A 14,815-nucleotide genomic window follows, 5' to 3' on the forward strand; every position below is an offset into this window, starting at 1 on the left:
ACCCCCCCCCCCCCAACCCCCCCCCTCACCCCCCCACACCCGACGCACCCTCCCCCACGACATCGTCCTCACCCCCACCCCCCACCCCCACACCTGGCAACTCACCCCCAACCCCCACCACCCCATCCTCTTCGACCACACCACCGACCACATCCCCGGCATGGTCCTCCTCGAAGCCGCCCACCAAGCCGCCACCGCCCACACCCACCCCACCCCCACAACCCACCCCACCCACCCCACCACCCTCCACGCCACCTTCCACCGCTACACCGAACACCACACCCCCACCTACATCACCAGCACAACCACCAACGACAACGACAACGACAACGACCAAACCCCCACCCCCACCACCCACATCACCGCACACCAAAACAACACCACCGTCTTCACCGCACAACTCACCACCCACACCCCCACCGCCACCTAAACCAACAGGCCACGTGACACAGCAGCCCCCGCAGCAGGTCGGCTACGGCACCCCCGACCGGCAGACAACGACTCGTCACCCGACGCCCCGCCCATGCCTCACCCCATACGGCTCCCGCAACTTGTACCTCTGGAACTATCCAGTCGCCGTACGCGCCAGCACCTTCCGGAACTCCACCGAAGTCGGCGCCTCGAAACCGGCAAGACGTTCCCTCTAGAACCGGATCAGCTCGTCCTGCGTCACCTGTCATGGTCGTAGACGCTGTCGAGCCGCCGCAGGAGCTGGGTAATGGAGATCGCCGTCAGTACCTCGCGATCCCCATAGCGCCTCCGGCCGCCACCCTGCGGCCGCGTCGACTCCTTCGTCACCACCCGCTGAAACATCGCCCGCACACCGTCAGGCACCAACCGTTCAACCATGGGCACCCGCAGAAATCACCGGACCCGTTGAGAAAGGTGATCTTTTCAGGACGTGGCGGCGGCCAGTAGTCCGTCACGACGCGCCCTCGACCGGAAGCTCCAGGTGCAGTTCGTAGCCACCGTCGGCCGTTGGGCCGGACGTGACGGTGCCCCCGAGGAGGGCGGCGCGCTGCCCCAGGCCGACCAGACCGTGGTGCGCACTCGGCAGAGGGAGGGGAGGCCGGGTCGGTGCGGTATTGGTGACCGTGGCACGGATAGCGCCGCCCTCGTGGCGGATGCGAACTGTCGCGCTGGTCCCGGGGGCGTGCTTGCGTACATTGGTCAGCGCCTCTTGGACGGTGCGGTAGATGGCGCGCTGAACGGTGGGCGGCAGGCCGTCAGACACGTCGGTCTGCAGCTCGACCTGGATGCCGCTGTTGTCGACCAACCGCTCAAGGTCGGCCAGCGACGGCTGCGGTGTCAGCTCCGTGGGGCGGCCCCCGGAGGCGCGTAGGACGCTGACCATGTGCCGCAGTTCGTCCAGAGTCTGTACGCTCAGCCGCCGGATCGTGGCGGCGGCTTCCTTGACTTCGGCGTCCCTGGTGCCGACCTGAAGGGCTCCGGCCCGCACCGCGATCAGACTGACCTGGTGGGAGACCACGTCATGCATCTCCCGGGCGAGCTGCGCGCGTTCCCTGGCCAGCACTGCCTGGGCGGTCAGCAGCCGCTTGTGGTCGCGCGCCTCGGAGATCTCGGCGAGCCGCTGCGACAGATCGCGCCGGGTCTGGACGAGTTGCCCCAGGAAGACCGGAGCGGCCGCCGTCGCCGCGGTGTAGCCCAAAGTGACGATGGTCGAGGTGGCCCCGAGGTTGAGGTGCAGTGACGGCCACGAGGTCATGTCGCAGATCGTGAATGTCGTCGCGCAGACGGCCAGCAGGGTGCGGTGTCGGGTGAATGAGGCGAGGGTGTACAGCGCGGCCAGCGCGGCGAAGACCGCGTCGGAGGCCAGGACGGCGGGCAGAGTGAGCAGAAAGGTAAGCAGGGGCCGGCGACGGCGCATGAGAAGAGCGAAGGCGGCAACCAGGGCGCACCCCAGGCGCAGCGGCTCGTCAATGTGGACCTTGACCCAGACATCCAGCAGCGAGGCTCCGACGAGGGTGGCGTCCAGCAGCGGGGCATGCAGGCGGCGAGGGATCATCCCCCCTCCTCGTCCCGCGGTGGTTTGAGCAGGCAAGCCCGTTCGGCGAGCAGGGCTGCCTGGACGCGGCCGTCCACCTCGAGTTCGGTGAGGATGGCGCTGACATGGTCTGTGACCGTGGTCGTGCTCAGATGCATCCGTGTGGCGATGTCGGTGTTGGACAGTCCCTCGGCGATAAGGACGAGTACGTCGCGCTCGCGGTCAGTGAGTCGGGCGAGGCTGCGGGCAGCGGGTCCCTGGGGTCCGGCTTTCAGGTGGACGTCCACGACCGTCCGGGTGACCTTGGACGACAGTACGGTACCGCCGCCGGCCAGGGTCCGCACCAGGAACGGAAGCTGCTCGGGGTCGGTGTCCTTGAGCAGGAAGCCCGCGGCGCCCGAGCGCAGTGCCGTTGCCACGTATTCATCCATGTCGAGTGTCGTGAGCATGGCCACCACCGGAGGGTGAGGCAGCCGGCGGAGGCCGGCCAGGACGGTGAGGCCGTCGACGTCCGGCATCCGGATGTCCAGGAGCACGACGTCAGGACACAGCTCCCGCGTCGCCTGAAGCGCTTGGCTGCCAGGAACCGCCGCCGCGACCTCGATGTCCTGCGCCGCGTCGAGGATGTGCTGAAAACCCTTACGAATCAGGTCCTCGTCGTCGACCACCAATACTCGGATCACGGGTGCTCCACTCGCCATCGGACCACTGTCCGATTCGTACCATGCCGTGACACTCCCGGCGGTATGAGTCACCGAATCCAGCCAGTCGGCGGGGGCTGCATCGGCCAGTCGGCGGGGGCGGTTCCGGACACCTGCCGGATGGTTGTGACGCACACCGTCCACGACCCTGGATCACATGTCGCACGTCGTATCAGAGGTCGCAGCGTCCGAGGCGGCACCCGCTGTGGGGGCGGGTCCCGCCCCCTCTCTTACGGCGTCAACAGGACGGCTGATCGGCCTCGACCTGGCCCGCGGCCTGGCGGTGTTCGGCATGTACGCGGCCCACATCGGTCCCGACCCCTCGGTGGGCGGCCCGCTGGGCTGGTCGATGGAAGTGGCACGTGGCCGTTCCTCTGCCCTGTTCGCCCTGCTTGCCGGGTTCACCCTGGTCCTTCTCACCGGTCGGCCGCAGCCACGGACGGGGCGAGCCGGGCGACAGGCCATGGGCAGGGTACTGATCCGCTGCGCCGTCCTGGTTGCCCTGGGATATGCCCTGACCTGCCTTGACACCTCGGTCGACGTGATCCTTGCCGCTTATGGAATGGTCTTCCTCCTCGCCCTTCCGCTGTACCGGCTGCGGGCCGAAACCCTGGCCGTCATCGCCGCGGCGACCGCGCTCGTGCTGCCCCAAGTCCTGTATGTGCTTCGGGCTGCGGTCGAGAGCGGAAGCTGGGCCGATGCCGTCATCGCCCACGACCCGCTGGCCCGGATCACCGATTCGGACGGGATCGTTGAACTGTTCATCACCGGCGCGTACCCGGTACTGACCTGGCTGCCCTTCATCATCGCCGGAATGGCAGTGGGCCGACTCGACCTCGCCAGGCCCGGCATACGCTCCAAGGTCGCTCTCGTCGGCAGCGCACTGGCCCTACTCGGCTACGGCGGCTCTTGGCTGGCCCTGAACCTGGTCCCTGGCGCGCAGGCAGCCGTGAGCGCGACGGCGGACGGCGGGTCGGCCGCATCGGCCTGGTGGTCCGACGCCGTGGGCGACCCCACCACCAGTACCCCGGACTGGCTGCTGGTGGCCGCGCCGCACAGCCAGACGACGTGGTCGATCCTGGGGAACACCGGCGTCGGCCTCCTGGTCGTCGCCGCCTGCCTCATCGCCACGGACCGGTCGGCCCGCCTTCGGCGGCTTGCCACACCCGTCATCGCGGTCGGCTCGGTCTCTCTGACCGCCTACGTCGGCCACATTGTCGCCATCAAGACCTTGGGCATCGACGACCTGCCGGCCTCCGCTGCCCTGCCGGCCCTGGCCTGCCTGGCCGCGGCCACCATACTGCTGGCCGTCGCCTGGACGCGGGCCTTCCGGCGAGGACCACTGGAATACATGCTGCACGCCGCCGCCACACCCGCTCGCCTGATCAACTAGCCGACTGTGGTCGGCCAAAGCCCTTGCAGGACACAACCTCCGTCACCGATTCCGCAGCGCCCCAAGTTTCCGAAGGTCTCACACCATCCGGCGCCCCACGCCGGGCCAGGAAAGAGGTAAGCCGATGTCGGTCCGCCTGACATTCATGTGCGCGACAGCCGGGGACACCAGCAGGAACGCGGTCTTCGGTGACGGTCTCCTCAGCGAGCGCGGCCTGCACGAGGCACGCGTCGTCGGCGCGACACTCCCCCCGTACTCGCTGGCCATCCGGGCACCGTCGAACCGCTGCGCGCAGATCGCCGACGCTCTCGGCCTGAACGCCGCGCTCGAACCCGCACTGCGCGACTTCGACTACGGCACGTGGCGCGGGCGCGCAGTCGGCGAGGTCACCGAGGACGACCCCTACGGGTACGGCGCCTGGCTCACAGACCCGGATGCCGCGCCACACGGAGGCGAGTCCGTACGCCAGCTCTGTCGCCGAACCGCCAACTGGCTGAGCAGAGTGCCGCCTGGCACGGGCGACGCACTGGCCATCACCGAGCCGGCGATCATCCGGGCCGCGCTCGTCCATGCTCTGTCCGCACCACCAACGGCCTTCTGGCATTTCGATGTGCCACCCCTGTCCGCGGTCTCCCTCACATTGTGTGGTGACCACTGGAACGTCCGGCCCGGGCCCGTCACCTCTGGAGGAGTCGGCACCAATCGCGCTGTTCCCAGGCCTTGTGTCGCTGCACGGAATCAGACGACGCTCCTGTGGGACGAGGCGGCGAGCCACGAGCGATACGACCTCGTCGCCTGGGTGTGACGCACGAGCAACCTGAACGCGAACGTTCCCTGGGGACCCTCCACCTTGCTCGTGGACACCGGCCTTGGGTTTCGTGCAAGGGCGCGGCGGCCGGCTCGTCGCCCGGAGCAGGGAGTGGGTGGCACCGCGCCTGGAGGGCTTGCCTGCCCGTCGACCGGCCCGGGAGTCACCGTCCACGCCGCGGCCTGGCGGACGACTGTCATCAACGCAGCCCCTGTCGGGCGCCAGGAACACCTTGTACAGCACCGGAGTTCCGTTCGATGACCGCACCGAGATGACGGCCGAGCACTTGGACGCGCCCACGTGAGCTTCCGCGCCTGGTCCGACGGGGCCGAGATCTGCCGCTATGCGCTGGCACGCGAGGCCGAGGACGAGGCCGCGCCGCCCTACGTGCAGGTGCATCGGCCGATCCGCACCATGGCCTGGCCGCTACGGTGCCACCCCGGTCAGTTCGCCTGAACAACGTCGTCGTGGGGTGACCCCGGTGGGCGACAGTGCCCACGCGACGGTGCCGTTCCAGGCCCAGAGTGCGGCGCAGGCGATTCTGGACGCGGTCGTACTCGGCGACGCCCTCGCGGGTGCCACGTCGGCCGAGGCCTACCACTTGGCGGACGGGCCTGAGTCCCAGTGGGGCCGCGTTCCGGAGGGGTGGCACGTGCAGACGGCACTCCGGCCCAAGGCGCACCTCATCGATCAGCGCGCGATGAAAGCCGACCATGTCGAAGATCGCGTCGGTGCCGTCGCTCGCCGGGCCGGCGCCTTTGCACGACCGTCCGATCGCTCGCGCAGGTGATGCGGCCAGCCTCTGCCGACCTGCCAACCTGCTGACCTACCGACCTGCCAACCGGCCACACCCGCGGCTCGATCCGCTGCCGATACGGTGCCGGGCGGCAGCCTCGGGCAAGGGCTCGACCACCACCCGGACCTCGGGGGTGAAGCCACGAGCTCCGGGCACCGGTTGCCCGCTGGTCCGCGATCGATTGAGAGAGACCGCGAAGGAACTTGCCGCCGGGGGACGCCGAAGCATAGACCGAGATGACGTCGAGGAACTCGACGCCGCCTTGCAGGAGTTGGTCCGGCGCTCCTCAAACCTACGGCTTCCTCACGAGTGGAAGATGACGTGAAGACACCACGCATGCCCCGCCATAAAATGGGCACGGCTTGCTGGCATGAGCGTCACGAATATGCCACCCTTCATTCCCGGCCTGGAACTCTCCCGCCGCTTCTACACCGAAGCAGTGCGCCCCCTGCTGGAGGAAGCCTCTCCCGGAATCCCTCACTCCGCAGCACGCCTGGGCAGCGGCTCCGAGGTGCTCGGTTTCGACACCCCACGCTCCGCCGACCACGAATGGGGACCCCGTCTCCAGCTCTTCCTCCGCCGCCAGGACGTCTCCCGGCACGCGGGACGCATCAGACACGTACTCGCCGAGCACCTCCCGAAGACCTTCCACGGCTACCCCACCCACTTCGCCCCCACCGGCGACGGCGACATCCGCGTCATGCGGGCCACCGACCGCCCCGTCCACCACCGCGTCGAAGTCACCCACCTCTCGGGCTGGTTCACCGACGCACTCGGCTTCGACCCCTCCTCCGGCATCACCCCGACGGACTGGCTCGCGACCCCCACCCAGTTACTCGCCGAAGTCACCGGCGGAGCCGTCTTCCACGACGGTCTCGGTGAACTCGCTCCCCTACGAACGGCCCTCCGCTGGTACCCGCACAACCTCTGGCTCCATGTCCTGTCCTGCCAGTGGCAGCGCATATCCCAGGAGGAGGCCTTCGTCGGCCGCTGTGGCGAGGTCGGCGACGAACTCGGATCCGCCGTGGTCGCCGCCCGCCTCGTGCGCGACCTGATGCGCCTGTGCCTCCTTATGGACCGCCGCTATCCGCCCTACAGCAAGTGGCTCGGCAGCGCGTTCGCCCGCACCCCCATGGGCCCTCGCCTCACCCCCGACCTCACCGCCGCCCTCGCAGCCACCGACTGGCGCGACCGAGAGCGGCATCTGGCGCACGCCTACGAGACGGTCGCGGGCCTGCACAACCAACTGGCCCTGACCGACCGCGTCGACCCCGCCACCCGCCACTACCACTCCCGCCCCTTCCAGGTCCTGCGCGCCGACCGTTTCACCAAAGCCCTCACGGCCCGCATCACGGACCCGACGCTTCGCGATCTGCTGCCCGTCGGCTCCGTGGACCAGTTCCTCGACAGCACCGACGTCCTGAGCCGCCCGAAACTGACCCGCACGGCAAGCCACACCGTGCGAAAATCCAGGTCGGAGTGGACCTGACCTGGGCCTCCGAGCCAGCAGCGTGCCGATGACCGGCTCCGTTTCCGCCGGCCCGACACCGCGCCGCCTAAACTGCGGCCGATCGGGGTCCAGTTGGCCCGCCTTGGCATCACTCACATCATGGACGCCACCCCGGCCCTGGACAGCACCGCGATCGAAACCATCGGCCGGGCCAGGCGCGCCGGGGCCCTCCCCCAGCTGTCCGGCTGTCAGACGCGCCCCTGGACGGGACGTTGCATTGAGGCCGGTTGCAGCGGAATGCGTGTTGGTGACGAAGGGACCCGAGTCGGCGCTGCCCGTGCGTGAACCTCGCCGGATCCGGTCCTCCAAGAATGCGTCGACCTCCCGTGTGGACGACGTCGTCGACGTGAACTGCGGTCCGCGCCTGCGCAAGGTGTACCGGGTCACCGTGGTCGAGGCCGCACCACACTGACGCGACGCAGGAGCAGGAGAGGTGACGCCGGAGGAGCGCCGAGCCGGGGACGACCGGCCGACCGGAGGCCTGGCCTCCTTCTCCCGGGTGTCGGTCCGACCGGCGCCACACTCTGCGTTCCACGGCTCGGAACGGTGGGAGTCCGGCCTGCTCTTCCGTGGCACGCGGGCAGCTTCGGGGCGTCTTCAGGGTGCGCTGACCTTCGAGTTGGCGGGTCGTCGCGCCATGGTGGGTCGTGCTTCGCACATCGTCTCTCGCCCGGGGGCGGCCAGGTCCGCCATGTCGTCCGTGGAGCCGCGGCCCGGCTACGTGACGGATTACGCGGTTTCACGGAGGCGCTGCGGCGCGCGGCAGGTCAGGGTGGTGGTGTTCCTGGCTGTCGGTTGTGCGTGCCCACGGGACCCGGCAGCCTGTGAAGGGTGAGTGGGCTGTGAGGTAGGTGATCACACATCGCCGGAGAGCAGTTGTCCGTCCGAGGGTCGACACCCGATTAGGGATGTCGTCCGGCCGTCGCCCTTCCCTGGAGCGGCCCGAACCCGACTCCCCGCGCACGCGCCGACCACGCCGGTGGTCGTCACCGCGATGTACCCGGTCGGGAGGACTAGCTTCCCCATGCCCCGCCGGTGCCGGTGCCCCCGGTGATGGAGGATCCACACTTGACTTCTCCCCTTCCTGAAGGAGGGGGATTCTTACGGCTCGCGCCGTGAGGGTTTCTGCTTCGTCGCCGACTGCCCGCCCGGAGTACTCCGTTGAGGTCTTACGTCAGCTCCACAGACTGTCACCGCCAGCCCGGCGGCCAGAAGATTGTGCGCCGCGTTCACGTCGCGGTCATGGGTCATGCCGCAGTCGCACGTCCAGGTGCGGACGTTCAGCGGCATCTTCTCCTGCAGGGTGCCGCAGTGGGAGCACAGCTTGGAGGAGGGGAACCACCGGTCCACCGCGATCACCTCGCGGCCGTACCAGACGGCCTTGTACTCCAGCATGCTGCGGAACTCGCTCCATGCCGCGTCACTGATGGCGCGGGCCAGCTTCCGGTTCTTGACCATGTTGCGCACGGTCAGGTCCTCGATCACGATCGTTTGGTTTTCACGAACGAGCCGAGTGGTGATCTTGTGCAGGCTGTCGCGGCGGCGGTCAGCGATCCGGGCGTGGATCTTCGCGACCTTCAGCCGGGCCCTGGCCCGGTTCGCCGAGTCCTTCTCCTTCTTCGCAAGATGGCGCTGTGCCTTGGCCAGAGCAGCACGGTCACGGCGCTCGTGCCGGGGGTTGGTGATCTTCTCCCCGGTCGAGAGGGTCAGAAGATGCTCCAGCCCGGCGTCGATGGCGACCGCGTTCCCGTTCTCGGGGAGCGGCTTGATGCCGGGGTCGTCGCACAGCAGGGAGACGAACCAGCGTCCCGCGCTGTCCTGCGAGACAGTCACGGTGGACGGGCTCACACCCTCGGGCAGCGGCCTCGACCACACGACGGCCAGCGGCTCGGCCATCTTCGCCAGTGTCAGTTTCCCGTCGCGGAAGCGGAATGCGCTGGTGGTGTACTCCGCACTCCTGCGCGACTTCTTGCGCGACTTGAACCGCGGGTACTTCGCCCGCTTGCCGAAGAAATGGGTGAACGCCGTCTGCAGGTGCCGCAGCGTCTGCTGGAGCGGGACCGAGGACACCTCGTTCAGGTAGGCCAGTTCCTCGGTCTTCTTCCACGCCGTCAGCATCGCTGAGTTCTGGTTGTAGTTCACCCGCTCCTGACGGGTCACCCACGCCTGGGTACGCGCGGCGAGCGCCATGTTGTAGACCTTCCGCACGCACCCGAACGTGCGCGACAGCTCCGCTGTCTGCGCATCCGTCGGATAGAAGCGGTACTTGAACGCCCGCTTCACGTGAGTGGTCACAGCTCACAAACTATCGCATCAACTTGCGGCAATCCGCAGGGGAGTTGGTCGCCAACGACGATCCGCCCCGGCGGCGAATCGTCATTCCCTGCCCTGCTCCGCAGGAGTCCGCTCTCCGCCCTGAAGGACGGAGTATCCACGGAGGGAACAGATGACTCAGCAGCTAATCGATGGGGCGCCCTCAGCCGACGCGGCCAACGCCTACCTGGAGGCACTCCGTGAGCGGCTGGCGGCCGACGGATGCGGCGTGACCGCAACCACCTGGCGCGAGTACCGGGTGGTGATCGGAAGTCGATCGGACCGCAGGGTGCGGTGGTTCGGCACCAAGGTGGAGCTGTTCACCCTCGCCGCCGCTGTCCCCGAGGTCGACAACGCCTCGATGGCCGAGTTCACCGGGTGGGCGATGGACTACGTGAAGAGCCTCCGCAGCGGTCTGCCCGGCGCCCGCAACGCGGCGATGATCCTGCCGGCCCTGGCCGGCGGCAGCGTCCAGCCGTCCGCGAGCAACTGGGCTGCCAAAGACGCACGGATCCTCGGGACGTCCCTGATCAGTCGACCCATCACGGTGGAGACGCCGGCATCGAGGGCCACCCGAGTCACCATGTATCGGGGCAGGGTCGTGTACGGCGGGATGTTCACGCGTCACGTCCTGGAAAAGGCGTCACTGTACTTCCCCTGAGCACTCCTCTGAAGGGCGCTCCGATGCCGCGGCGGTGATCTGGTCGGCTACGACGCCCGGTGGATACGGAAAGTCAGACAACCGTCGCAGCCGGATCCGGCGGCGGTAACGGGTTCGGTACGCGGGTTGCGGCCGATCGCGATGAACAGGCCAGGCTTCACGCCCCGGTCGCAAGGCGGTGGACCCCTCCGCCGTTCGTCTCTTCATCAACCGTACGAGTGCTCTTCGCCGGTCGGCGGTGAGACGCCTCAGAAGGGTCCTCTTGCCGTTCCGCCCCAGGCCACGTCGTCGCATCCGCGAGGTCTGCTCACGTGATGGGCGACGTGGTCCTGCTGACCCATTGGGACAGCGTGAGCTGCATGGTCAGGTTCGCTCGGTGTGGCCCGCGGTGACGGGGCGACGCGTGGCCGCGCCCTGGCCGGGTGGCCGCGTGCGTCCGCGTGTTTCGGCCCTTGCCGCAGGCCAGGGCGTCGCGTAGAAGAGACAGATGTGCGGGCACGGCTGCGAGGCGGTCGTACTCGTCCCGGCATATGTTGCAGGTTGCCAGGTGGGCCCGCACCGCGCTTGCCTCATTGGCTGCGAGGGTCTCGCGTTCATTTCCGGCCAGAAGTTCACGGATCGCGCGGCATTCCTCGGCGGCCGTCTTCTCGTCGGACTTCGTCAGGCAGTGGGCTTCGGTCATGGCGAAACCTCCGTTCAGGGTTCCACCTTGGCCCAGGAGCGGCCCTCAGCGCGTCGTCCCCACGCAGCGACTTCCGGCTACCACGGCTGCGGTATGCGGTACGTCGGCCTACAGCCGGGAGAGAAGATGGACGCACCGCGTCGGCGATCAGGCGGGTTGCTGGGACTGATCTGCTTCCGCAGCCGGGCTGACCAGCCCGCACTGGTAGGCGATGACCACGAGCTGGGCGCGGTCACGGGCCGCCAGCTTGGTCATGGCCCGGTTGACGTGGGTCTTGGCGGTCAGCGGGCTGACGAACAGGCGCTCGGCGATCTCGTCGTTGGACAGGCCCAGTGCGACGAGGCTCGTGACGTCGCGTTCCCGCGGCGTCAAGCTCTCCAGCCGCTCATGTACGGCCGCCGGGCATGGATCCGGCTGGGCCAGAAAACGAGTGATCAATGCTCGCGTCGCCGACGGGGACAGCAGCGCCTCGCCGTCTGCGACCGTGCGGACGGCATCGAGGAGCTCCTCGGGTCGCGCACCCTTGCCGAGAAAGCCGCTCGCACCCGCACGCAGTGCGTCGGCGACGTGCTCGTCGTCTTCGAAGGTGGTCAGGATGAGCACTTTCACACTTGCCAGTTCCTCGGACTCGGTGATGAGCCGTGTCGCCTCGAGGCCGTCCATCTCCGGCATGCGGATGTCCATCAGGACCACGTCCGGGCGCTGTGAGCCGGCCAGCTCGACCGCCTCACGGCCGTTGGACGCCTCGGCCACAGTCTCCATGTCATCCGTGGCGTCGAACAGCATGCGGAAAGTGCCCCGCAGCAGGGCCTGGTCATCGGCAAGCAGTACGCGAATCGTCATGCTCATCTCTCCGATTCCCTGCCGGACTGGGGCGCAGCGGGAGTTCCGCGGTCACGGTGAAACCGCCCTCGGGACGTGGTCCCGCATACAGCGTGCCCCCTATCGTGGAAGCCCGCTCACGCATCCCGATCAGCCCGTGACCGGCCCCCGGGTGAGGATGGTGCGGTTCGGCGCACCCGTCGTCCTCGACGGTGATCGTCAGCCGCTCACCGTGGTAGTGCAGGAACAGCCGGGCATGGTCGGCCCCGGCGTGCTTGCGCACATTGGTCAAGGACTCCTGCACGATGCGGTACGCGGCCAGGTCGACCGCCGGCTCCAACGGTTCGGTGGCGCCCCGCCGCGTGTGGCTCACGGCCAGTCCGGCGCGTTCGAACGACGCCAGAAGTGCTGGTACTTGCGCAAGGCCCGGCATCGGGTCGCGGAGCGCGACCGGCTCGTCGGACTGCCGCAGCAGGCCTACGGTCACCCGTAGTTCGTCCAGCGCGGAGCGGCTGGTGTCCCGGATGTTCTCCAGAGCCGTCAGGATTTGTTCCGGGCGCTGGTCCACCAGGTGGACGGCGACGCCTGCCTGAGCGTTGATCAAGGCGATGTGGTGCGCGACGATGTCGTGCAGTTCGCGTGCGATCCGGACGCGTTCGGCCGCCACTCGCTGCTGTGCTTCCTGCTCGCGGGTGCGCTCGGCGTGCTCCGCCCTTTCCACGACGGCCGCCACATAGGCGCGCCGTGAGCGCAGCCCGTCCCCGACGGCGGCCGGCAGGGCCGTCCAGGCCACCATCGCAGCCTTGTCCGGGTCCAGCCACGAATTCGAGGTCCACACCGCGTCGGCGCCTACCAGGACGGCGGCCGAGACAGCTGCCGCGGTCCAGGCGGTACGCCGGTCGGTCCGCAGGGCCACGTTGTAGATGGACGCCAGAACCGGGCTTGTCACCAGCGGGCTCTCCCGAAAGCCGAGCATCTGAAAGATCACCCCGCAGCCAATGGTGATGGCCAGTACTCCGAACGGGTGACGGCGCCGCCAGAGCAACGCCGAGCAGCCGACGGCGGCCAGCACCACGGCGGACCAGCGCAGCACGAACTCGTGCTCGTGCGGGTCGACCGAGGCAGCCACGACCGAGAGCACGCACAGCACGGCCACGCCCAAGGCGTCGACCGCGCGGCTCCGGGCTCGCCCTCGCCGCCTCCAACCGTTGAGCACCGTCATGCCATCACCGTAGGGTCGGTGGCCGGGTCGGGCATCGTTTCACCACGGCAGGGGCGCCCTGGGGCGCCGTTGCCTGATCCGCGATGCTCCAGGGGTGCTGTGTGGCCAGGACTATGTGACGGTGCGAGCCGGGGTAGCTGTCGGCGTTGCGGATCAGTTCGTCCGGAGCGGTCCCGGGCGGGCGGTAGGCGATGTAGTAGGAGATCTCCTCGGGCCTACGCACGCTGCGGCGAGCGAGAACCCAGTGGCAGCGGTCCTCACGGTGCCAGGGCCGGAACGCGACGCGGGCCCAGCCGTAGATCCGCCGGCCGTGGGCCCCTCGCCGCACGAACGTGGTCGATGGACCAGCGGGTGACGACGGCTTTGTGCCGGTTGATGGCCATGATGTGGACGACGTCGGCCTGCTCCTACTCCAACCGCCGGCCCTGGTTGAAGCCGTAAGCGGCGTCCGTCGCCGCCCGGACGTCGTGCGCGGTGACCGTGGCTACGACCATGACAAACAGTCTCGGTCTAAAGCTGGGTGGCGCCGCCGTCGACGAACAGTTCCGCCCCGGTGGTGAAGGAACTCTGGTCCCCGGCCAGGTAGAGGGCGGTGGCGGCGACCTCGTCGGGGCGGCCGACGCGGCCGAGCGGGGTCGGCGCGGCGGACTCGGTCGCAGCGGTGACCCGATCGCCCTGCGGGAAGGTGGCCCGCAACTCGTCGCCGCCGGGGGTTGCGACGGGGCCGGGGGTGAGGGCGTTGACCCGGATGCCGCGGCCGGCGAGTTCGGCGGCCCAGGTGCGGGCGAGGCTGCGGATCGCGGCCTTGGTGGCGGCGTAGACACCCAGGCCCGGGACGCCGCGCAGGGCCGCGCTGGAGGAGAGCAGGATCACTGAGGCGCCGGCCGACAGCAGCGGGAGCGCCTTCTGGACGGTGAAGACTGTGCCCTTGAGATTGATGGAGGTGGTGCGGTCGTACTCCTCCTCGGTGATCTCGCCGAGCGGACCGAAGTCCCCGATGCCGGCGTTGGCCACGACGATGTCGAGATGACCAATGCGCTCGGTGATCTCGGCGAAGAGCCGGTCGAGGTCATCGAGCCTCGACACGTCGCTCTGGATGCCGATGCCGCGGCTGCCGACCTGCTCGACGGCGGCCTCCAACTCGGCCTTGCGACGGCCGGTGAGATAGACCGTCGCCCCCTCGGCGGCGAACCGACGGGCGACGGCCAGGCCGATACCGGTGGAGGCACCCGTCACGAGAGCGGTCTTGTTGTCCAGCTGTCCCATGAGATTGTCCGGATCCTTGACGTAACTATTTTTGTTACATTACTGAGCGCAAGAAGCGCCTTGCCGTGCCCGGAGGAGGCCGGCGGTCGAAGCTAGGCGGCTTTCAGTACCTCCTGCAGCACGTCCTCGAGCGTGGTTCCCGCCAGCTCCCTGCGGAGGGCGGCTTCGATCCCGTCATAGACGGCTGTCATCGCCGGCACGATGCCGTGCCCCACGACGCACTCGGGGTCAGGCGTAGCGCGGTGCAGGGCGAAAATCGGCCCCACCTCCACCGCCTCGTAGACATCGAGCAGGGTGATCGCCGACAGGTCCCGCGACAGCGTCCAGCCGGCACCGGCGCCCCTCCGCGAGTCGGCCAGGCCGACCTTGCGCAGCTCGGCCAGCAGGCGACGGATCACCACTGGATTCGTATTGACGCTTGTCGCGATCTGCTCGGAAGTGGCGACGTCGTGGCCACGGCGCTGATACAGCCCGATCCAGGTCAGGGCGTGTGCAGCGACAGTCAATCTGCTGTTGGCGCTCATATCGCTCATCACCTCTGACTATGTTGTAACTGTAATAGTTACGACCACTACGGCAAGCCCGATGGAGAGATCAGCGCCTGACTCGTGCGCCAGGAGACCAGAGCGTGTCGCC

At 68.5% G+C, this 14,815-nt stretch carries 16 protein-coding genes and 1 pseudogene; 8 read left to right on the forward strand and 9 right to left on the reverse strand.

Annotated elements, in window-relative coordinates:
* On the forward strand, positions 1 to 430 hold a 430-nt coding region (locus tag ACFVWD_RS23085; protein ID WP_389598560.1), incomplete at its 5' end, for an AfsA-related hotdog domain-containing protein.
* A gap of 492 nt (positions 431 to 922) precedes the next feature.
* Here the strand turns inward: ACFVWD_RS23085 and ACFVWD_RS23090 are convergent.
* Both ACFVWD_RS23090 and ACFVWD_RS23095 read right to left on the reverse strand, forming a co-directional pair.
* Positions 923 to 2,026 (reverse strand): sensor histidine kinase, encoded by a 1,104-nt coding sequence (locus ACFVWD_RS23090; RefSeq protein ID WP_389598562.1) that lies wholly within the window; start codon positions 2,024 to 2,026, stop codon positions 923 to 925.
* Positions 2,023 to 2,688, reverse strand: a complete 666-nt coding sequence (locus ACFVWD_RS23095) for a response regulator (protein WP_389598564.1) — start codon at positions 2,686 to 2,688, stop codon at positions 2,023 to 2,025. Before ACFVWD_RS23095 ends, ACFVWD_RS23090 begins: the two co-directional genes overlap by 4 nt.
* A gap of 175 nt (positions 2,689 to 2,863) precedes the next feature.
* On the opposite strand from ACFVWD_RS23095, the gene ACFVWD_RS23100 reads away from it, so the two are divergent.
* The 6 genes from ACFVWD_RS23100 (at position 2,864) to ACFVWD_RS23125 (ending at position 7,625) form a co-directional block, all read left to right on the forward strand.
* A complete protein-coding gene (locus ACFVWD_RS23100) occupies positions 2,864 to 4,099 on the forward strand; it encodes a DUF418 domain-containing protein (protein WP_389598565.1) in 1,236 nt (411 codons plus the stop codon).
* A 124-nt stretch (positions 4,100 to 4,223) separates the two neighbouring features.
* Positions 4,224 to 4,904 carry a histidine phosphatase family protein gene (locus ACFVWD_RS23105; RefSeq protein WP_389598567.1) on the forward strand — a complete coding sequence of 227 codons (681 nt, stop codon included), beginning with the start codon at positions 4,224 to 4,226 and terminating at the stop codon, positions 4,902 to 4,904.
* Positions 4,905 to 5,207: 303 nt separating this feature from the next.
* Positions 5,208 to 5,363, forward strand: a complete 156-nt coding sequence (locus ACFVWD_RS23110; protein ID WP_389598569.1) for a hypothetical protein — start codon at positions 5,208 to 5,210, stop codon at positions 5,361 to 5,363.
* Positions 5,364 to 5,388: 25 nt separating this feature from the next.
* Positions 5,389 to 5,697 carry a hypothetical protein gene (locus ACFVWD_RS23115; protein ID WP_389598571.1) on the forward strand — a complete coding sequence of 103 codons (309 nt, stop codon included), beginning with the start codon at positions 5,389 to 5,391 and terminating at the stop codon, positions 5,695 to 5,697.
* Between the two features lie 391 nt (positions 5,698 to 6,088).
* Positions 6,089 to 7,192 (forward strand): DUF4037 domain-containing protein, encoded by a 1,104-nt coding sequence (locus tag ACFVWD_RS23120; RefSeq protein WP_389598573.1) that lies wholly within the window; start codon positions 6,089 to 6,091, stop codon positions 7,190 to 7,192.
* A gap of 268 nt (positions 7,193 to 7,460) precedes the next feature.
* Positions 7,461 to 7,625, forward strand: a complete 165-nt coding sequence (locus ACFVWD_RS23125) for a hypothetical protein (RefSeq protein ID WP_389598574.1) — start codon at positions 7,461 to 7,463, stop codon at positions 7,623 to 7,625.
* A 689-nt stretch (positions 7,626 to 8,314) separates the two neighbouring features.
* On the opposite strand, the gene ACFVWD_RS23130 is transcribed toward ACFVWD_RS23125, so the two are convergent.
* Positions 8,315 to 9,508: an RNA-guided endonuclease InsQ/TnpB family protein gene (locus ACFVWD_RS23130; protein ID WP_389598575.1), complete on the reverse strand. Its 1,194-nt coding sequence runs from the start codon at positions 9,506 to 9,508 to the stop codon at positions 8,315 to 8,317.
* 151 nt (positions 9,509 to 9,659) lie between these two features.
* Between ACFVWD_RS23130 and ACFVWD_RS23135 the strand changes: the two genes are divergently transcribed.
* Positions 9,660 to 10,187 carry a hypothetical protein gene (locus ACFVWD_RS23135; protein WP_389598577.1) on the forward strand — a complete coding sequence of 176 codons (528 nt, stop codon included), beginning with the start codon at positions 9,660 to 9,662 and terminating at the stop codon, positions 10,185 to 10,187.
* A 307-nt stretch (positions 10,188 to 10,494) separates the two neighbouring features.
* Here ACFVWD_RS23135 and ACFVWD_RS23140 read toward each other — a convergent pair whose 3' ends face one another.
* The 6 genes and pseudogenes from ACFVWD_RS23140 to ACFVWD_RS23165 form a co-directional block, all read right to left on the reverse strand.
* Positions 10,495 to 10,869, reverse strand: a complete 375-nt coding sequence (locus tag ACFVWD_RS23140; protein ID WP_389598579.1) for a zf-HC2 domain-containing protein — start codon at positions 10,867 to 10,869, stop codon at positions 10,495 to 10,497.
* A gap of 147 nt (positions 10,870 to 11,016) precedes the next feature.
* The gene (locus tag ACFVWD_RS23145) at positions 11,017 to 11,712 is read right to left on the reverse strand and encodes a response regulator (protein WP_389598707.1); all 696 of its coding nucleotides are present in this window, start codon (positions 11,710 to 11,712) and stop codon (positions 11,017 to 11,019) included.
* Positions 11,684 to 12,913 (reverse strand): sensor histidine kinase, encoded by a 1,230-nt coding sequence (locus tag ACFVWD_RS23150; protein WP_389598580.1) that lies wholly within the window; start codon positions 12,911 to 12,913, stop codon positions 11,684 to 11,686. The genes ACFVWD_RS23145 and ACFVWD_RS23150 overlap by 29 nt, the downstream gene beginning before the upstream one ends.
* 103 nt (positions 12,914 to 13,016) lie before the next feature.
* Positions 13,017 to 13,362: pseudogene (locus ACFVWD_RS23155) on the reverse strand (IS701 family transposase); the annotation flags it as partial.
* 61 nt (positions 13,363 to 13,423) lie between these two features.
* On the reverse strand, positions 13,424 to 14,179 hold the full coding sequence (locus tag ACFVWD_RS23160) for an SDR family NAD(P)-dependent oxidoreductase (RefSeq protein WP_389598582.1): 756 nt from the start codon (positions 14,177 to 14,179) through the stop codon (positions 13,424 to 13,426).
* A 92-nt stretch (positions 14,180 to 14,271) separates the two neighbouring features.
* Positions 14,272 to 14,703, reverse strand: a complete 432-nt coding sequence (locus ACFVWD_RS23165) for an Rrf2 family transcriptional regulator (RefSeq protein WP_389598584.1) — start codon at positions 14,701 to 14,703, stop codon at positions 14,272 to 14,274.
* Between the last annotated feature and the right edge of the window lie 112 nt (positions 14,704 to 14,815).

Origin of the sequence: Streptomyces sp. NPDC058086, assembly GCF_042885015.1 — a bacterium.
Taxonomy (GTDB): domain Bacteria; phylum Actinomycetota; class Actinomycetes; order Streptomycetales; family Streptomycetaceae; genus Streptomyces.

What these genes read in the sequence shown, in the direction of transcription:
- ACFVWD_RS23090 (WP_389598562.1), bottom strand. Translation starts at nt 2,026, where the DNA reads ATGATCCCTCGCCGCCTGCATGCCCCGCTGCTGGACGCCACCCTCGTC.
- ACFVWD_RS23100 (WP_389598565.1), top strand. Translation starts at nt 2,864, where the DNA reads ATGTCGCACGTCGTATCAGAGGTCGCAGCGTCCGAGGCGGCACCCGCT.
- ACFVWD_RS23105 (WP_389598567.1), top strand. Translation starts at nt 4,224, where the DNA reads ATGTCGGTCCGCCTGACATTCATGTGCGCGACAGCCGGGGACACCAGC.
- ACFVWD_RS23120 (WP_389598573.1), top strand. Translation starts at nt 6,089, where the DNA reads ATGCCACCCTTCATTCCCGGCCTGGAACTCTCCCGCCGCTTCTACACC.
- ACFVWD_RS23135 (WP_389598577.1), top strand. Translation starts at nt 9,660, where the DNA reads ATGACTCAGCAGCTAATCGATGGGGCGCCCTCAGCCGACGCGGCCAAC.
- ACFVWD_RS23140 (WP_389598579.1), bottom strand. Translation starts at nt 10,869, where the DNA reads ATGACCGAAGCCCACTGCCTGACGAAGTCCGACGAGAAGACGGCCGCC.
- ACFVWD_RS23145 (WP_389598707.1), bottom strand. Translation starts at nt 11,712, where the DNA reads ATGACGATTCGCGTACTGCTTGCCGATGACCAGGCCCTGCTGCGGGGC.
- ACFVWD_RS23150 (WP_389598580.1), bottom strand. Translation starts at nt 12,913, where the DNA reads ATGACGGTGCTCAACGGTTGGAGGCGGCGAGGGCGAGCCCGGAGCCGC.
- ACFVWD_RS23160 (WP_389598582.1), bottom strand. Translation starts at nt 14,179, where the DNA reads ATGGGACAGCTGGACAACAAGACCGCTCTCGTGACGGGTGCCTCCACC.
- ACFVWD_RS23165 (WP_389598584.1), bottom strand. Translation starts at nt 14,703, where the DNA reads ATGAGCGCCAACAGCAGATTGACTGTCGCTGCACACGCCCTGACCTGG.